19 protein-coding genes are annotated in these 16687 nt (G+C 47.0%); 10 read left to right on the forward strand and 9 right to left on the reverse strand.

What is annotated here, in order from left to right; genetic code table 11:
• Nucleotides 1–23 precede the first annotated feature (23 nt).
• A complete protein-coding gene (locus MKY48_RS12610; RefSeq protein WP_339293041.1) occupies nt 24–620 on the reverse strand; it encodes a YjgB family protein in 597 nt (198 codons plus the stop codon).
• A 271-nt stretch (nt 621–891) separates the two neighbouring features.
• Here MKY48_RS12610 and MKY48_RS12615 point away from each other — a divergent pair, with 271 nt between their 5' ends.
• Nucleotides 892–1689 (forward strand): formate/nitrite transporter family protein, encoded by a 798-nt coding sequence (locus MKY48_RS12615; protein WP_215160060.1) that lies wholly within the window; start codon nt 892–894, stop codon nt 1687–1689.
• Between the two features lie 40 nt (nt 1690–1729).
• On the opposite strand, the gene MKY48_RS12620 is transcribed toward MKY48_RS12615, so the two are convergent.
• Complete coding sequence (locus MKY48_RS12620; protein WP_339293042.1) at nt 1730–2257, reverse strand: GNAT family protein; 528 nt, start codon at nt 2255–2257, stop codon at nt 1730–1732.
• Between the two features lie 242 nt (nt 2258–2499).
• On the opposite strand from MKY48_RS12620, the gene MKY48_RS12625 reads away from it, so the two are divergent.
• Nucleotides 2500–3507, forward strand: a complete 1008-nt coding sequence (locus MKY48_RS12625) for an ABC transporter substrate-binding protein (RefSeq protein ID WP_339293043.1) — start codon at nt 2500–2502, stop codon at nt 3505–3507.
• Between the two features lie 109 nt (nt 3508–3616).
• Nucleotides 3617–5245 (forward strand): AraC family transcriptional regulator, encoded by a 1629-nt coding sequence (locus MKY48_RS12630; protein ID WP_339293044.1) that lies wholly within the window; start codon nt 3617–3619, stop codon nt 5243–5245.
• A 163-nt stretch (nt 5246–5408) separates the two neighbouring features.
• Here MKY48_RS12630 and MKY48_RS12635 read toward each other — a convergent pair whose 3' ends face one another.
• A complete protein-coding gene (locus tag MKY48_RS12635) occupies nt 5409–7247 on the reverse strand; it encodes a UbiD family decarboxylase (protein WP_339293045.1) in 1839 nt (612 codons plus the stop codon).
• Nucleotides 7248–7727: 480 nt separating this feature from the next.
• Between MKY48_RS12635 and MKY48_RS12640 the strand changes: the two genes are divergently transcribed.
• A complete protein-coding gene (locus tag MKY48_RS12640) occupies nt 7728–8267 on the forward strand; it encodes a sigma-70 family RNA polymerase sigma factor (protein WP_339293046.1) in 540 nt (179 codons plus the stop codon).
• Complete coding sequence (locus tag MKY48_RS12645) at nt 8254–9396, forward strand: DUF4179 domain-containing protein (protein ID WP_339293047.1); 1143 nt, start codon at nt 8254–8256, stop codon at nt 9394–9396. Before MKY48_RS12640 ends, MKY48_RS12645 begins: the two co-directional genes overlap by 14 nt.
• A gap of 207 nt (nt 9397–9603) precedes the next feature.
• Here MKY48_RS12645 and MKY48_RS12650 read toward each other — a convergent pair whose 3' ends face one another.
• On the reverse strand, nt 9604–9831 hold the full coding sequence (locus tag MKY48_RS12650; RefSeq protein ID WP_076321108.1) for a helix-turn-helix transcriptional regulator: 228 nt from the start codon (nt 9829–9831) through the stop codon (nt 9604–9606).
• Nucleotides 9832–9940: 109 nt separating this feature from the next.
• Between MKY48_RS12650 and MKY48_RS12655 the strand changes: the two genes are divergently transcribed.
• Genes MKY48_RS12655 through MKY48_RS12670 form a run of 4 tightly spaced genes read left to right on the forward strand, consistent with a single transcriptional unit; the run spans nt 9941 to nt 12263 of the window.
• Entirely contained in the window at nt 9941–10228 is a 288-nt protein-coding gene (locus MKY48_RS12655; RefSeq protein ID WP_339293048.1) for a hypothetical protein, read from the forward strand.
• Nucleotides 10197–10433 (forward strand): bacteriocin immunity protein, encoded by a 237-nt coding sequence (locus MKY48_RS12660; protein WP_339293049.1) that lies wholly within the window; start codon nt 10197–10199, stop codon nt 10431–10433. The genes MKY48_RS12655 and MKY48_RS12660 overlap by 32 nt, the downstream gene beginning before the upstream one ends.
• Nucleotides 10430–11731, forward strand: coding sequence for a PQQ-binding-like beta-propeller repeat protein (locus tag MKY48_RS12665; RefSeq protein ID WP_339293050.1), 1302 nt, complete (start codon nt 10430–10432; stop codon nt 11729–11731). The genes MKY48_RS12660 and MKY48_RS12665 overlap by 4 nt, the downstream gene beginning before the upstream one ends.
• Before the next feature lie 49 nt (nt 11732–11780).
• Nucleotides 11781–12263, forward strand: a complete 483-nt coding sequence (locus MKY48_RS12670) for an immunity 63 family protein (protein ID WP_339293051.1) — start codon at nt 11781–11783, stop codon at nt 12261–12263.
• A gap of 168 nt (nt 12264–12431) precedes the next feature.
• Here the strand turns inward: MKY48_RS12670 and MKY48_RS12675 are convergent, their stop codons facing one another.
• The 5 genes from MKY48_RS12675 to MKY48_RS12695 all read right to left on the reverse strand — a co-directional run bounded on the left by MKY48_RS12675 (nt 12432) and on the right by MKY48_RS12695 (nt 14939).
• Nucleotides 12432–12710: a YxcD family protein gene (locus MKY48_RS12675; protein WP_076321113.1), complete on the reverse strand. Its 279-nt coding sequence runs from the start codon at nt 12708–12710 to the stop codon at nt 12432–12434.
• 3 nt (nt 12711–12713) lie between these two features.
• Entirely contained in the window at nt 12714–13160 is a 447-nt protein-coding gene (locus tag MKY48_RS12680) for a hypothetical protein (RefSeq protein ID WP_076321114.1), read from the reverse strand.
• Nucleotides 13161–13216: 56 nt separating this feature from the next.
• Complete coding sequence (locus MKY48_RS12685) at nt 13217–13795, reverse strand: PadR family transcriptional regulator (RefSeq protein WP_113056814.1); 579 nt, start codon at nt 13793–13795, stop codon at nt 13217–13219.
• 204 nt (nt 13796–13999) lie between these two features.
• Nucleotides 14000–14569, reverse strand: a complete 570-nt coding sequence (locus MKY48_RS12690) for a carbonic anhydrase (protein ID WP_090911712.1) — start codon at nt 14567–14569, stop codon at nt 14000–14002.
• A gap of 40 nt (nt 14570–14609) precedes the next feature.
• Nucleotides 14610–14939 carry an iron-sulfur cluster biosynthesis family protein gene (locus tag MKY48_RS12695; RefSeq protein ID WP_076321117.1) on the reverse strand — a complete coding sequence of 110 codons (330 nt, stop codon included), beginning with the start codon at nt 14937–14939 and terminating at the stop codon, nt 14610–14612.
• Nucleotides 14940–15068: 129 nt separating this feature from the next.
• On the opposite strand from MKY48_RS12695, the gene MKY48_RS12700 reads away from it, so the two are divergent.
• Nucleotides 15069–16586, forward strand: a complete 1518-nt coding sequence (locus MKY48_RS12700; protein ID WP_339293052.1) for a carboxypeptidase M32 — start codon at nt 15069–15071, stop codon at nt 16584–16586.
• Nucleotides 16587–16687: the final 101 nt, after the last annotated feature.

Below are 16687 nucleotides of genomic sequence, written 5' to 3' on the forward strand. Positions count from 1 at the left end.
AAAGTAAGAGTTTCTAATCACGGTTATTTTTTCAGCAGATTAATATGGTCAAGCTCTGTGCTACTGTTAAAGATGAACTCCAATTTGTAATCTCCCCGGTTGTAAGTGAGCTTGGTTTGCTTGACTTTTCCGGTTTTGAAAGTGGTTGTAGCATTCGGTGCAAACCAGTTCTGCTTCAGCATTTTCATGGTGATGCCGCCGATATTTGTTTGTCGTTCCACGTTCGTGCCAAAGTATCGCATCTCTCGAATTTTATTCAGTTTATAGGAAAAGGCGTAGCCCGGGTTCCCCATGTTGGCCCCGTATACATCGAAGGCATCGGCATCCTTGCCTGCCACGGAAGGCTCGCCAATTGCTTTATAAACGTCCTGCTTTGTGCTTTTACCGATCGTTAAACCGCTGACGGCACCAGGGAATTGTCCCTTTAATGCAGGTTTATAGAAGCTGTTGAGTGTCTTAAGCGCGTACTCTGCAGCATAATCGCCGGCATTTGCTGCCGTGGCAGCTTCTGCTTGCTGCAGCGGAAAAACAGCATGATTTACGTCGATAGCACTTACGCCGAGGACTCCTGCCATAGTCAAGGTGATGATTGCTTTTTTTGCTGGTTGTTTCAAGTTCATGTTGTATCCTCTCCTTTGTAACAACTAATTACCACATGCGCTGTGCATCAAACAAGTGTGCCAGACTTATCTTCCCATGATAGTGGAAGCTAAGCGGCATTGGGTTACGATTCTGTGAAGATGAAATATCAGATTTGATACCGGGACTGAAATCGAGTTCTGCTCAACATGAATGTTTCGTCGGGGAAAATGGGGTAATGATACATAAGGTGATATGAATTATTGGAAAAATCGTGTAATCTATATAGAACCGACTTTTTCAGGAGGAATTATGGAAACCGAATCATTACTCAAGGTGGAGCAGCTAGCTCTCAAAAAACACAAAATCTTCAAACAAAGCCATCTTCGTTACATCGCCCGTTCCATGCTCGCCAGCATGTTTATCGGCTTTGGCGTCATTGTTGCGTTTAAGACAGGCAACTTCTTTTATTTGGAGCATTCCCCCCTGACTTACCCGATGGCCGCCATTACGTTTGGCGCGGCGATCATTCTGATCGCGTATGGGGGAGGGGACCTGTTTACGGGAAACACGTTCTACTACACGTATGCCGCTCTGCGGAAGAAACTAAGGTGGCTCGAGGTCGTCAAGCTGTGGGTCTTCAGCTACGCGGGGAATATCTTGGGGGCGTGCACGTTTGCGCTGCTGATTTTCTTAACGGGACTATTTATGGATTCATCCGTGAACGGATTCCTGCTCGATGTGGTTGAGCACAAAATGACCACCCCGACAGTGCAGCTGTTTTTCAGGGCAATTCTGTGCAACTGGCTCGTATGCCTTGCCTTTTTCATCCCGATGTCACTGAAGGGCGACGGGGCCAAAATGTTTGCCATGATGCTGTTTGTATTCTGCTTCTTCATTTCCGGATATGAGCACAGCGTTGCGAATATGTGCACCTTTGCCATTGCGCTTGTGCTGAATCATCCCGGCACGATTTCACTGGAGGGCGTACTGCATAACCTGATCCCGGTAACGATTGGAAATTTGGTTGGCGGCGTGCTCTTGATGGGCTTTATGTATTATTTTGTGAACAAACCGTTTCTGGATGCCAAGGAATCCCCGGATGAATGAAACTAGAGAGGTTTATGCAGAACCCCAAACGCGAATGTGGCTAGTTTTTTAATAATGAGTACACCCGCGTATCGTGTGCCACGCCATTTTGATATATATATTGGCGTAGGATACCTTCCGCTTCAAAACCGAGTTTGGTCAGCAGCGCGTGGGAAGCCTGGTTCTCCATAAAAACAACGGCACCGATGCGCGTCAGGCCAAGCTCCAGAAAACCATATGCGATGACGGCGGAAGCAGCTTCGCTTGCATATCCTTGCTCCCAGAATTCAGGATGTAATTCATATCCGATTTCGGCCCTCTTATGCCGCGGAGACCATACGTTATATCCAATCGTGCCAATGAGACCTTGCGCGTCTTTCCTTTCGATTCCCCATCGAATCCCGCGTTTCTCCTTGTAGTTGTTTGCGAAGAGCTCAACGATTTGATGAGCCTGCTCGAGGGTAGTCAACGTGTCTTGTCCGTAATATCGAGTGACTTCATCATTCGAGAAGCAGCTATAGATAGCCTCAGCGTCCTGATGTTGGATTTCCCGCAGCGTTAAACGTTTAGTCTCTAGTATTGGAAACATGTTCTTCCTCCCAGGTAGATATAGTAATCATTATATTGAGATTTATTTAGGAAGAGAAGAGGGCTCCTGACAGGGAGCTCTTATTTCGCGTTTGTATAAGAAATGATTTGAGAAAATGTATTGTTTGATCACATGGAGTGAGATACAATGTTCCTGAACGAAATGAGAATGATTATCATAATCAGTATAAATAAAAAATCTCTTTCGTACCTTTTAACAACAGGCAAGGGGAGAAACGATTTATGGCAAGGTCATATCCTAAGAATACCCGATGGATGATAGCATTACTTGTACTGGTGATTGCTCTGGCTGGATGCGGAACACCGCAGGACAAGGAGGGTGCAGCACCTTCCGGGCAATTCACGGAAAAGGTTGGGGAACAGGTCGCTCAGGACGAGACAAAACAAGGGGCTGTTGATACCAAAATGATGAAGGATGAGTTCGGTGAGGTCGAAATACCAGTAAATCCGAAGAGGGTAGTAGGAATCTATCTGGAGGACTATCTGCTGGCTTTAGGAGTTACACCTGTTGTACAGTGGTATCATCCAAGCTGGGGGAAACAGGATTACTTGGGGCTGGAAGTCCCGACCTTTGATATAACGGGAAGTATAGAATCGCTGCTGGAGGCAAGTCCGGATTTGATCATTGTCGACGGAGCAGCAGATTCGGCAAAATATGAGCTTTATTCCAAAATAGCTCCTACGTATCGGCTGCCCGAGTCTATTTTACAAAGTCCGCCGGACATTATGAAAGCGATAGGGGATGTGCTTGGCATACCTGAGGAAGCCGAAGGCGTGTTGAGCGACTATCATAAGAAAATCGAGGAAACGAGGATGAAACTGCAACAAGCTGTCGGGGAAGAGACCGTGGCGGTGCTCCGGTTAAATGTCGGAGATAAAACGCTAGCCCTGTTTGGTATCGAGAACCGGTTTATCGGCAATATCTACAAAGAAATGGGATTGACTCCACACCCGTTTGCGCGTGACATGACCGATTTTCAAGCTATTCTATCCGAAGAGAAAATCCCGGAGTTAGATGCGGACCATATCATTATTTTGCCTTCGAACGGCAGCTGGGACTCGGAAGAGAATCAAGAAGCAATGCAGGTATTTGACAGTCCGTTGTGGAAATCTGTACCCGCCGTCAAAAACGGTCATGTGTACAGAGCGGATCGAACCCACTGGCAATCGGGGGCAATTAAAGCCAATATGATGAAAGCCGACGATCTCTTGAAGTGGTTTGTCCAATAAGGAGATGATCTCCGTATTGGAATAGAAACAGGAAGCTGTCAACGGCGTTGACGAGCTTTCTGTTTCTTTGCACTATGTATGAATAGATTCTCGGGTAGGGGTAGATGAAATGAAGGCGGAAACCAGCTCGATTAACCGAACTTCTTTATTTTATGTGTTGAAGGATATTCAGCTTCATACGCAATCTATGGGTTGGCAGCAAGAAATTCTGGTTGACAACGAGCACACACTGCTGATTTTGACGGCCGGCACGGGGCGACTGCACTTGGAGGAAACGGAGTTTCACATGCGGCAAGGTCGAAGTTATCACATAACCCCCGGCTCAACAGCACGTATTCATTCTGAAACGGACGGCATGGGTTTCTATCTGTTAACCTATGAACTTTGGGGGATGGAGGGAACTCCCTCTGGACAGGCATTGCCTGTACGAAACCCTCAATTTGCTCCGTACCAGCATCAGGCCGAATGGTCATGTCTCCCGTTCTCTCAATGTATTGAATACCTGGAGGGCATTTATCGGCAGCGCGATACCTATAGCGAGTTGGAATCCTTCGACATTCATGTGCGTTTTCAGGCGTTCATGCTGTTTTTATATCGGCAGAATCAGAACGCTGCTCACCATACGAATATGCGCCAGGCTGTTGAGAAATCGATTCAACATCTACAAGAGCACTATCGAAATAATTGGACTGTGGAGCAGTTGGCAGAGCTTGCGAACGTTGCACGCTGGCAATATACTCGGATTTTTAAAAAGATCACGACCAAGTACCCCCTTGATTATCTGAACGGGGTCCGGATTGACCGGGCAAAACAGTTGCTGCTGGCGACAGATGATCGGCTGCTGGATATTGCACAATTTGTTGGTTTTAACAACGAATATTATTTTAATCGTCGATTCAAACAAACCGTGGGGATTTCTCCCGGACAATATCGCCGTCAACGTCATCAGGAGAAGATGCGGGTATTTGCGCCATTCCTTGAAGATTTTCTGGTAGCCCTCGGCATAACACCGGTCGTGCAATGCGCTCACTACAGATGGGGGAGACAGGATTACCTTGGTCTGCATGATGTCCCTGTAATTGATATTGAGCAGGAGGATATCGATGAACTTGCTCGTCACAAGCCGGACTTAATTATGATGGATAGGGGGTTCAGGCGCTGGATGTCTGACGACGGCTTGGGACGGCTAGCTCCAACGTATGAGTTCCCGCATGCGAGTGAGGATTGGCGCATGACACTGCGTAAATCGGCGGACCTGCTGGGTAGGAAGGACCGAGTGCAGGATGTCATCTCACAATACGAATATAAAGCTAGTGAAGCCAGGAGACTCCTTAAGCGCTCTGTCCATGCCCAAACCGTGGCCTGTCTTCGTATATCGGCGCTTGGAATCAGTTTATATTCGGGTCCGTATCACGGGTATACGGGGCCAATCCTGTACGGGGATCTGGGTCTGACCCCGCATCCACTTGTTCAGCAGTTGTCCAGGGATGCCCGGAATGCGATCTTGTCCAGGAAATATCTGAAGTTGCTGGATGTCGATCATCTGTTTATTACGTTTGACAAGCGTCATTCTTCCTGGGAAGGCGAGGAACGTTGTTTGCTCGATGCCCCAGAATGGCGATCACTTCCGGCAGTTAGGAGCGGCTGCGTGTATGAGGTTGATTTTCTGACCTGGATGAATTATGGGGTGATCTCTCATGGGAAAAAGATTGAGGATGTGCTGAGGGTGCTGACATAGGACGCTTTTAATAGATTGCGCATGATGAACCAACTATCATCCATATAACGTCCCGTATAAGAAAAACAAAGGCTGATCCCAAAGTCAATATGACTAAGGACCAGCCCTTTTTTATTTCATCCTATAGGCGGCTGCTAGAAGAACTCTAAAAGCTCGTTTGGGTTTAACGTAACTGAATCCGACTTAAACTGCCTCCGTCCGCAAATAAACGCTTGATGCTGCGTTCAACCTCTTCATCCGGTATTAATGGCGGAGCCTGATGCGGTTTTGTACGGGCATCGATAATGACCGTATCACAGCCCCAATGCTTATGCTCATAGCGGCTGTTCACGCCGTGAATGTCATGGGAAGGATTGCTGCGCGTAAAGGTTGCCCACAGGAAATTACTTACTGTCGCACTCATGAATTCACTGTCATCGCACAGAATGATCATTGGACAGGAGGAGAGGGAACCTCTCGCACGGATCGTCTCGTTTAGACGCTCCATTTCCTGCCGCACTTCGGCATAACTCGTAAAAGGGGCTCCCTGGATCGCGACAATGCCGGGCATGATCCATTTGGCTGGCGAGTATCCGGGCAGATCCGTCAAGGCTTCAGGCACCTCTTGGCACAAATCCCTTTTTTTATCCCCGACCGCCGCGAATACGACCTTGCTCCCGGTGTTAAGCCCGGTCCCGGAATAATCGAGTGTATCGATCGTAGTATTGGTCTGAAAATGGATATCCCGGTGCAGATCGATTCGTTCCAATATATAGGCCAAGAAATCCTCGATCTGATGCGTGTCTAAGGTTTGGTTCTCCTCGGCCGCTATGAACAGATACTTGGCTAAACTCAATTGGCCCGTGCCCAATATCCGATTGGCAATCGTGAGAAGCTCAGCCGGCTGTTTCACTTGTTGATAAGGGGTATAGCGTTCGCTGCCGATGGCAAAGAGCAAGGGGTGTACCCCAGCAGCGTCCACCGCATGAACCTCTTTGACACCCGGGATTTCTTGCCGGATGGCCCCGCCAGTCAGCTCATGAATCAGTTCGCCGAAGGACGTATCTTCCTGTGGAGGTCTTCCAACGACTGTAAATGGATAGATCGCCTGTTGTTTGGCATAGACCTTGTGCACTCGCATGACGGGAAACGGATGGACAAGGCTGTAATAGCCTAGATGATCACCAAAAGGACCTTCCGGCTTGGTTTCACCTGGACAGATTTCCCCTGTAATGACGAAATCCGCATCGTGGCTAATGCAGTAACCGTCAACATAGCTGTACCGGAAATGGCGTCCGGACAGCAAGCCGGCAAAGGTTAGCTCGCTCATGCCTTCCGGCAGCGGCATAACCGCTGAAATCGTATGCGCAGGGGGACCCCCGATGAAACAGCTTACTTTAAGTGGCTGCCCCAATTTATTGGCCTTCGCTTGATGGATGCCGATGCCCCGGTGGATCTGGTAATGGATGCCAACTTCCTTGTTTATTTCATATTCGTTGCCTGTGAGCTGCACCCGATACATGCCCAGATTGGAATTCATGACGCCCGGCTTCTCCGGATCTTCCGAATAGACTTGAGGCAGCGTGACAAAAGCACCGCCATCATCCTTCCAGTGCTTAATTAACGGCATATCGGAAATTTGGATTTCCTGAAATCCGGGTGGCAATGCCCCCGTTTTTTTGATAGGTAACGCGGTTTTAGCTGCTAATCCCGTCCCGATATATTTGAACGGATTTTTGAGCGCCTTCATCGGATCGTTGCGCAGCGCGATCACGTCTTGTGTGGATTCGAAGGTTTCCCGAAAAATGAATTTGCTACGCTCGATCGTACCGAACAGGTTGGAGACCGCGCGGAACCTTGAACCTTTAACATTTTCAAATAACAGCGCCGGGCCGCCTGCGGCATAGACCTTCATATGTATGGCTGCCATTTCCAAATGTGGATCAACCTCTTCATGTATACGAACCAAATGGCCATGTTTCTCCAGATCTATGATGCATTCTTCCAGATTATGATATTTCATTACATAGCTCCAATCCCTTGAAGATAGTGAATTTATTCTACTATCTACTATTATCGACAATCTCACAGCACAGGTCAATGATACCTAATATAGACGGGACGAATGGACATATCATAAAAAATCACCCTGTCCCAGAGTGTGAAGCAAAGGACAAGGCGATCTCATCATTTCAATCGAGCTCTTTATTTATTTTGTTTGAACCAGCTAACAATCATTGTTCTTGTCGCGTTCTCTGTTGTATAGCAGCTCAGTTCCTTCCAGGATAAGGTCACATCCATAGGCGGCCCCAATGCTGACAAAATTTAAATTATATCAAAAAGGGCCGCATTTACTTAATTTACTACTGTAATGTCATGTATTCCTGCAATCCCTTCGCAACATGAAAACCCGTGTAATTAGAATCTAACCTTTGGTCTAGATTCGCGATCTAATAAATATAAGCAAACTGAAAAAATCATAGAAGAAAGAGGCGAGGTTCAATTGTTATCAGAAATGGAGCAAGAGGTCGTATCGGCCCAAACGGGTGACCGTGAAGCGTTTATTCGACTCTTGCAAGGAGTAGAATCAACCCTCTATTCCATTGCCCGCTCAATGCTCAGACAAGACGAGGATTGTGCAGATGCGATTCAGGAAACGATGCTGAAAGCCTACAAAGCCATATATGGCTTGAAAAAACCTGCTTATTTCAAAACGTGGATATGTCGCATACTGATCAACCAATGCAACGAGATATTACGACAGAGAGCTCGTACCCAAACGATGGCAGACATTCATGTCCTATCTTCCGATGTCAAAGAGTATGAAAAAATCGATTTGCGCGAAGCAGTTGATCAGCTGGATGAATCCCTTCGAATTGTCGTCGTACTGCACTATCTACAGGATATTCCCATTAAGGATGTCGCCCACATCCTCGACATATCAGTAAACGCCGTAAAAAATCGCCTGTATCGGGCTCGCAATATCCTTCTTGCATCGTTAGATCAATCTCGGGAAAGGAAGTTGAATTATGGAGCGTTTTGAAGTCGAAATGGAAACCTTGAAACGGAAGGAACAAAGTCAAATGCCCGAAATGGTTCGAAACCGGATCGACGAGACGTACCATACCATCGTCAATATGGAGATGCCTGCAAGACGCCGCTATATAAGGAGAGAGAGAGGCCGGGGAGTTAAAATCGCTTTGTTATCCGCTTTGACTGTTGCCGTTCTGGGGTCGACCGTCATCGCATCCGGGTTCATTTCACCAGCCCTTGCGCAATCTCTCCGGCAAATCCCCTTGATCGGCAGTATATTTCAAAATCAGGATGCCGGCTTGCAGACTGCTGAAAGTCAGGGGTTCGTTACGCCGGTCGACATCAAGGATACGCATGATGGGGTTACCATGAAAATTACGAATGTCATATATGACGGAGTACGGGTAGCGATGGTGGCCACCCGTGAATCGAGCAAGAACTTCGAAGAGCCTCTGTATGAACCCATAAGGCCCGAGGGTCATTTTTTTTCATCTCGGGGAATTGAACATTATTACATGGAATATCAAGGAGAGACTCTACCAGCTGGAATGAGCGCTACGGGGGAAAAAGATTCTGTACTGATCTTTACGGAGGATTTGAGTTACGCCGAGGAAAACGCCCCATTCCCCGAAACGTTCCATTTGTCTGTAACATTGATAATTAAAGGAATCAAAGAACCTTTCAATTTCAACGTGCCTGTTGTTAAGAACACATCGAATACCTTTTATGTCGAGGACCCGGGTTTATCCAAAACGCATGACAACCTGAAGTTAACGATCGAAAAAATTGGACTTACTCCCATTACGACTGAAGTAGTTATCAATGTAAAGGCTGACCTAAATCTTGTTCCTGAAAAATATTTGACTACAGGTTTTCTGAATATGGAATATGAACTGGTGGATGATCAAGGTGTTTCCATGAAACCAATCGGTGCCAGAGGCAGCTCCAAGGACCCGAAGAAATACGGCATCTATTCAAAAACAATGTATGAGCCGTTTACACACATCCCGAAGGCAATAACCATAAAGCCTTATATCAGCAACACAAAAAACGGGTTTAAGAAGGAATATATTAAGGAATTAGAAATAACCGTGCCTGTTGAAACCAAAGCTGTAGGCAAAAAATTGAACAATGATTAGCATTTGAATAAATGCAAAACGAAAGAAAGGCCGGTCTACTAGACTCGGCTTTTTCTGTTTCTAACTACACTTGAAATTCCCCTGTAACGGGGGGGATAATCCGAGCATTCGATATGATGCTCATCTTTGTTGGAATAAGCAAAGTCGCACCACGAACAGCGTTGATATGTTTATAATGAGAAATAGCCCCCACCCATGATCTTGGTGTTACTTTTCTTTCTTGCTGTGATTACGCTTTGCAATGTCAGTCTGGCCAAGTATGTAATCAATGCTTACGTCATGGAAATCCGCTAGTTTGATCAATACTGAGCTAGGTACATCCAAATTTCCACTTTCGTATCGAGAGTATGTGGTTTGAGAAATGTGCAAATAATTCGCCATCTGCTGTTGTGTCAGATCTCTGTCTTCGCGTAGTCCTCGAATTCGTTTATACATCATATATCACCCATGCAAAGTTTAGTTTATGCGAAAATTGCATATTGATATTTATGCGTTTTTCGCATAAAATTTATGAGGAAATGGTTGAGGAGTAAAGAAATCTTAGATGGAGAAAAAAACGAAGGCAGCTGATCCCAAAGGGAAGTTAATGATTGATGTTATTCTAAGATCAGAAATTATCGTAGATAGTTATGGGAAACTAACGTATGCAATTAAGGAAGCTATCTCTGTTGGCGAAATAGAGAAGCTAAAACAACTTCATTCCAAGTATCTGTATTTTTTTGAAAATTCACTTAAACGGTTGAATAAGTCTGAGAAGGAATTTATTCGGCGTTGGATCGATGACAAGAAAGGAGCCGTACATGAGCGAATTAACGAGAGCGCAGATCGTTGATCTGGTGACAAGACTGTATAATGGAGAAGGCAGCGAAGAAGAGGTGGAGGAATGGATCGAATTGCTGCAGCGGAATGTACCCCACCCCGACATCAGCAATTTGATTTTTTGGCCGGAAAAAGATCTGACGCCAGAGGAAATCGTTGAAGAAGCTTTCCATTACAAACCGATATACATAAATACATACAGGGGGGACCGCGAATGAGTTGGTTGGACCGGAAAACAGCGGAAGAGTGGCGCGCGGAAGGCAAACGTTATGCCGCCGACGTTAATGAATATGTACGCATAGGGATGGAGACCTATTGGCAGGAGGAACCGCCTGCGATCGAAGAGGATCGGCGCCAGGCCATGGCCCAAGAAGTGGTTAAGATGATCGCTTCCGCCAATGAAGCCGGTGAAACGGCTCTGCTTCGCGAAGAGCTGCCGCCCGCGTCCTGGCCATTGACAGGAGAGTTCAAGGAGGAGACACAGGCGGTGAAGCCCGTATATGCATGGGAAGATGGTCACGTGCTGCTGCAAACTGGAGCTTCATGGGAGCGACGGTTCGCCTATGTCGTAGGTAATGATGGCATAACCGAGTTAACGGGAATCGGCTGTGCAGGAAGTTCCGCAGATGGACAGTACTTGGCAGTAGCCGATGAGAATGGGGTGCGGACGATATTTTTGCCGGATACTTCCTTGAACGGGCAATTGGTTGCGAAGTTTACATGGGAGGATATTTGCAGCCGCCTGAAGGCTGATCTCAAGGATCTTGAATCACTGGCTGACGAAGAGAGACCTTATGATATTCTCGATGAAATCATTCCGTTCAACGATGGGCGGCAGGTTCTGCTCGTTAGCGCGTATGGCATTTACCTGCTGGGAGACTCGAAGGCGCAATTAATGCATCCGGATGCCGGGGAGCTTCGAGAGGACGAGCTTGAAGATACCAGAATCGATATGGCTCACGGCGCAATCTCGCGGGATGGCAGGTGGCTGGCATATGGCAGCCAGTCCAGCGAGCATCTACTGATGGACCTGGAAGGGAAGCAGTTGTACAGAATAGAGCCGCATTCCAGTTATCCGCATTATAGCCTGTTCACGCAGGATGGTCGTTCCGTGTGGTTTAATGCCTGCCATTTTTACAATGGGGATACGATATCTGTACCGCTGGATGCTGTAGAAACGGGAACCTTTGCAGAAGGACTGCCGATAAATGAAGAAATGCGCGTGTACGCCGGTGTCGCGCTGAAGGAGGGAGGCATTCTTGGCGATGCCTATGGATACCTCCGTTATATCAATTATGAGGGTAAAGAAATATGGCGTTACTTTGTAGGAAGTACAATTTCCGGGCTGATCGCGACGCCGGATGAGAATTTCCTGCTGGTCGGCACCTATGGCGGTATGCTGCACCGGATTAACCTGGCAAGCGGCGTCCGGGATGAGTACAGTATTGGCACAGCCCCGATTTGTGAAACCAACCGCTGGATATTCTGGAAGAACTCAGAGCCCTTGTCTTGGTAAGATCGTAAACAATCCTGCGTCATTTACGCGGCTCCAAAAGGGGGAAGAGATGTCCAATATGCTTACGAAACAAGAAATGATTGATCGAATCCTTCATCTGCTTCATAAGACTTCCATGTATGATTCTGAATACGAGAGAGTGGCCACTCTACCTTTTGAAGAAGGTTATATAGGTGATTTGAGTCCGGTTGTTCGGGTTGGAGAGCAGGACTATGAGCTCGCTATGTATGAGAGAGGCGTGCAGATGCTCAGCAAGAGGACCAAGGATACCGATGAAGTGATCTTCTGGATCCTGGAGGATACCATTCATACGATTGCCCATATTAAGCTTCTGCAAAAATACAAGGTGGATAATGTAAACACCCATTTGAAGTATACCAAGGATGAAATCCAAGAAATGACGGATATGATCCATGAATCCTTCCTTCAGATCGGTGGACAGTATGAGGAATGGCATAAGGCGGGCAAGCGGAAAGAGCTGGAGTCGCCTAACCCGGGCAGAAACACAGGCAAAGGCACTGAGCGAAGCTAATGATGCGTGCGTATTGCTCGTATGATAAATAGGAGAGGGGCGCAATATTATTGAAGCGCTTTTCTTGGACGGAACCTTTGCGCGCTGTACGAACTGATCCTATTATTTGTAATCAAAGAGCAGCCGCTTCGCATAGTAGCGAAGCGGCTGCTTTATCGATTCATCAGGTTATTGCTGAACGATGGCAATAATTTCGTCTTCCAGCTCAAGTCGTACTTGTTCGCTGTAAGCGCGGATATTGTACTCGGAGTACAGGTAGCGGAGAATGGCTTCGATGAGGTTAGCCTCAATCAAATATTGATTCCTACCGCTGACCCATACTTCACCTGTATATCCGGTATCTTCATCCCAGCTAAGCTCAAGCGATACATCGGTTGGTTTGACGCCTCTGCGCTCCGCCTGATGAAGGCAGACTGCATTGACGATTTCGTCCATGCTCAAAATCATGGATTAGTACCGATTATTGTTATTGTTGTTGTCGCGAGGTTCGTTTTGTTTACGACGATTCTTCACGGAGCGTACAACAGCCATAACGATCATAATCAAAGCCCAGATAGCGATCAGGTTAATGAGGAGTCCCATGATTTCGCCCATGAAGCCCATACCCCCGAACATGCTGCCGAAGAGCAAACCAGCTAGACCACCGATCATAAGTCCTTTCATCAAGCTGCCGCCGCTGAAGAATCCGCGTTTTGCCGTGCTGCCGGCCGCCCCTGTCGTATTGGAACGGTTGTTCGATTGTTGAACATTATTGTTATTATTCTTTTTCGGAGTGCTGTTGTATGTCTTGGTCCCGGATTTGAAACCTCCGCCGCCTCTGCGGGCATCTGCGGAATCAGGTGTCAGTGCTACAAAGAACAATGTAATCGCTACAAGAATAGTCAATACTTTTTTCATCGTGTTCTGTCGAACCTCCCAGTAAATTTAGAGTAATAAAGAGTAATACGGACGAGTCACGATAAGGTTTCAAAATTTGTACGACCATGTTTTGAGGCTGTTGTGTGCTGCTGCTGTCTCAGTAATTCCAGTACCCAATCACACCATTTCAGCTCGGTCTCAGCCATCATCAACCCTTTGGTAGCGAGTACATAATTGCTGAAAGCCTTGCTTCCAATCTCGCGAGTATCCTCCGGAATTCCCTCTAAAATCTGCTCATAATAACGTTTTTTCTCCAAATACCCAATTCTGCGGTCCTCGAAAATATCGACGGCGATGCCGATCTCCGTCAGCCACAGGCAAAAGGTCCGAAGAGAAAGCTCATCCTTGGTGACTGCAGGCGCGATAGGTTGGTACATCCATTCACGCAGCTTCTGCATGCCTTTTTCTGTAATCGCATAGATTTTCTTGTCCGGTTTATCACTTTGCTGGACCCAGTGCGAGGACAATAGCTGCTTCTCCTCCATGCTGGACAGCAAGGGATAGATTTGACTGTGTTTGGCTTGCCAAAAGGGCTGTATTCGAAGCATCAAATCATATCCTGATGATTCTCTTCTTGCTAGTAAGCCTAACAAGCCGTATGACAACGTATTCATGGACATAACTCCCTTTGAAACGCATATCGTGGACGCTAAAGCGTGGATGGTCATTCGCCTATCGGTCCGGTTGTTAAAAAGTGTACACTGAAACTGTATGGTTTGACAACCGGGGGAGGGGGCTTTCTCTCTGCTTTTGGCAAAATTGTGACTAAAAAAGCACAAACGCGTAAGCGCTTGTGCTTCCATTTGACTTTGATTGAGTTATTCGTTCTCGTAACCTTCTACGACCAGATCCAGCGCGCCGGTGTTGGGGTCGATGACCATGCCATGAACGGGTACGTTTGGAGGAAGAAGTGGGTGATTTTTGATCAGGTTTACGGTATTTTTTACGCCGTCCGTAATGTTATCGAATCCGCGAAGCCATTTGGATAACCGGATGCCGGAGTTTTCCAGCGTGGATAACACTTCATCGGATATGCCGCGGTCTCTCATATGCTGGATCATGTCCTCGGCGTTCAAGGAAGCCATGCCGCATTCGTAGTGACCCACTACGATGACTTCTTCGGCGTGCAGCTCGTACAGTGCAACCATGACGCTTCGCATCACACTTCCGAAGGGCTGTGAAATGATCGCGCCGGCGTTTTTAATGATTTTGACATCACCATTCTTGAAATTCATCGCTTTAGGTAGCAGTTCAACCAATCGTGTATCCATACAAGTGATAATGACGAGTTTCTTCTCAGGAAAACGCCCTGTCAGGTAGGATTCGTACTCTTTATTCTCTACAAAGCTGCGATTGTGTTCCAGAATGCTGTTAAGGTGTTTTTCCATCGATTTTCTCTCCTTTGTATCTATTGTTTATTTGTTGTTCTTATGCTCTGGCATCTAATACTTGAATGTTGGTACCGTAGTTCTGTCCGCTGCTGTCCAGGCGAAAGGAGTAGGTGGCTGGATCGGCGTCGAGCCTCATCTTCTCTTCGAAAAAAACGGCCTGCTTGCGGTTCATGATAAACGGCACCGGGCTGCCTGTCTCGACAGCGATATCTTCCATCGTCGGCTCATCCACAATACGCAGGCCTGGGAAGCCGTTGACGGCACATCCGCATCCCTCCGTGTCATAGATCAGCCTGATTGCGCCCGGTTTGTCCCCAAGTTTCTCCTTCAGCTTCAGCTCTGCTTGCGGGGTGAGTTGAATATTCACGGCATCCTGACACTCCTTTATATGTATATTGTTATTTATTCTTTCTGGAAGTTGATTATATACCTTGTAAAAAGTATCATCAATAGAGTATAGAAGAATCCTATTATTAAAAAAAGAAGGTGTGCCGGAATGGTAGTACAACATTTACCACAATGGGAACAATTTGATCGATTGGTTCGCAAAATCATGAGTTATTACGAAGCTATTGGCCTACTTCACTGGGATTTACGGACGGGTGCTCCACGCAAGGGAACCGAAATCCGTTCGGAAACGATCGGGGTTCTATCCACAGAGGCATTTAAACTGCAAATATCGGAAGAGATGGGACAGCTGTTATCGTTTTTTGCGGAGCCGAAACAGGCAGAACAGCTCGATGACCGCAAACGCCGCATGATTGCCGAAGTACGCAAGGTGTACGATCAGAGCAAATCCATCCCGCCTGAACGCTTCCAGGAGTATTCCATTCTCGCCGCCCAATCTGAAACGAAGTGGGAGGAAGCGAAGAAGAACAACGATTTTGAAGGCTTCGAACCTTACTTAACGAAGATTGTTGCGTTCAAGCAAGAGTTTATTGAATATTGGGGCGTGAAAAATACCAGATACGACACACTCCTTGACATGTACGAGCCGGATTTAACAGTGGAAAAGGTGGATGCCATCTTCGAGCGCCTGAAAGCACGTCTGGTACCGCTAGTTCACGCGATTCAGGAATCGCCCTTCAAGCCGAAAACGGACTTCTTGAAACAGCTGTTCCCGAAAGAACAGCAGGAGAAATTCAGCTTGTTCCTGCTGGAGCAAATGGGCTACGACTTTGAAGCGGGACGTTTGGACGAGAGCGTGCACCCGTTTGCGACGGGCCTGAACCCGGGTGACGTACGCATCACGACCATGTATCTTCCGGATGATGTGTTAAGTGCGGTATTCAGTTCTTTGCATGAGGGAGGGCATGCCCTTTACGAGCAAAATATCGATAAGGAGCTTGCAGGTACGCCGCTCTCCGGTGGTACTTCGATGGGCATCCATGAATCTCAATCGCGTCTGTGGGAAAATATGATTGGTCGAAGCCGTCCTTTCTGGCGCCGTTATTTTGCGGATCTGCAGCAGCATTTCCCTGAACAATTGCAGGACGTGGACATCGAGGATTTCTATTTGGCCGCAAACAAGGTAGAGAACTCTCTGATTCGAATTGAGGCAGATGAGCTTACTTATAACCTGCACATCATCATTCGTTATGAGATCGAGAAAATGCTATTTAACGAAGGGTTGGCGGTGAAGGATCTTCCGGAGACCTGGAACGCGAAGTATAAGGAATACCTCGGCATTATGCCGCCGAACGACGGAATGGGTGTTCTGCAGGACGTTCACTGGTCCGGCGGAGATTTCGGATATTTTGCTTCGTATTCCCTCGGCAACATGTATGCGGCTCAGATGCTTCATACGATGCGCAAAGAACTGCCGAACCTCGATCAACTCATCGAAGAGGGGAACCTGGCTCCGATCAAGGAATGGCTGACGGATAAGGTTTACAAGTACGGAAAGAGCGAGAAGCCGTCCGAGATCATCGTACGCGTCACCGGAGAAGAACTGAATCCGGACTACCTGGCCGATTATCTCGAAGAGAAGTATAAAGAGATTTACAAACTTTAATTATCACTATAAACGACAAACGCAGCCAAAGTGGCTGCGTTTTTTTTGTAGGTAGGACAGTCCATAATGCCACTCAACATCCACCAGCATACTCTATCAGG

The organism is Paenibacillus sp. FSL W8-0187, from assembly GCF_037969755.1.
Lineage (GTDB): Bacteria > Bacillota > Bacilli > Paenibacillales > Paenibacillaceae > Paenibacillus_AQ.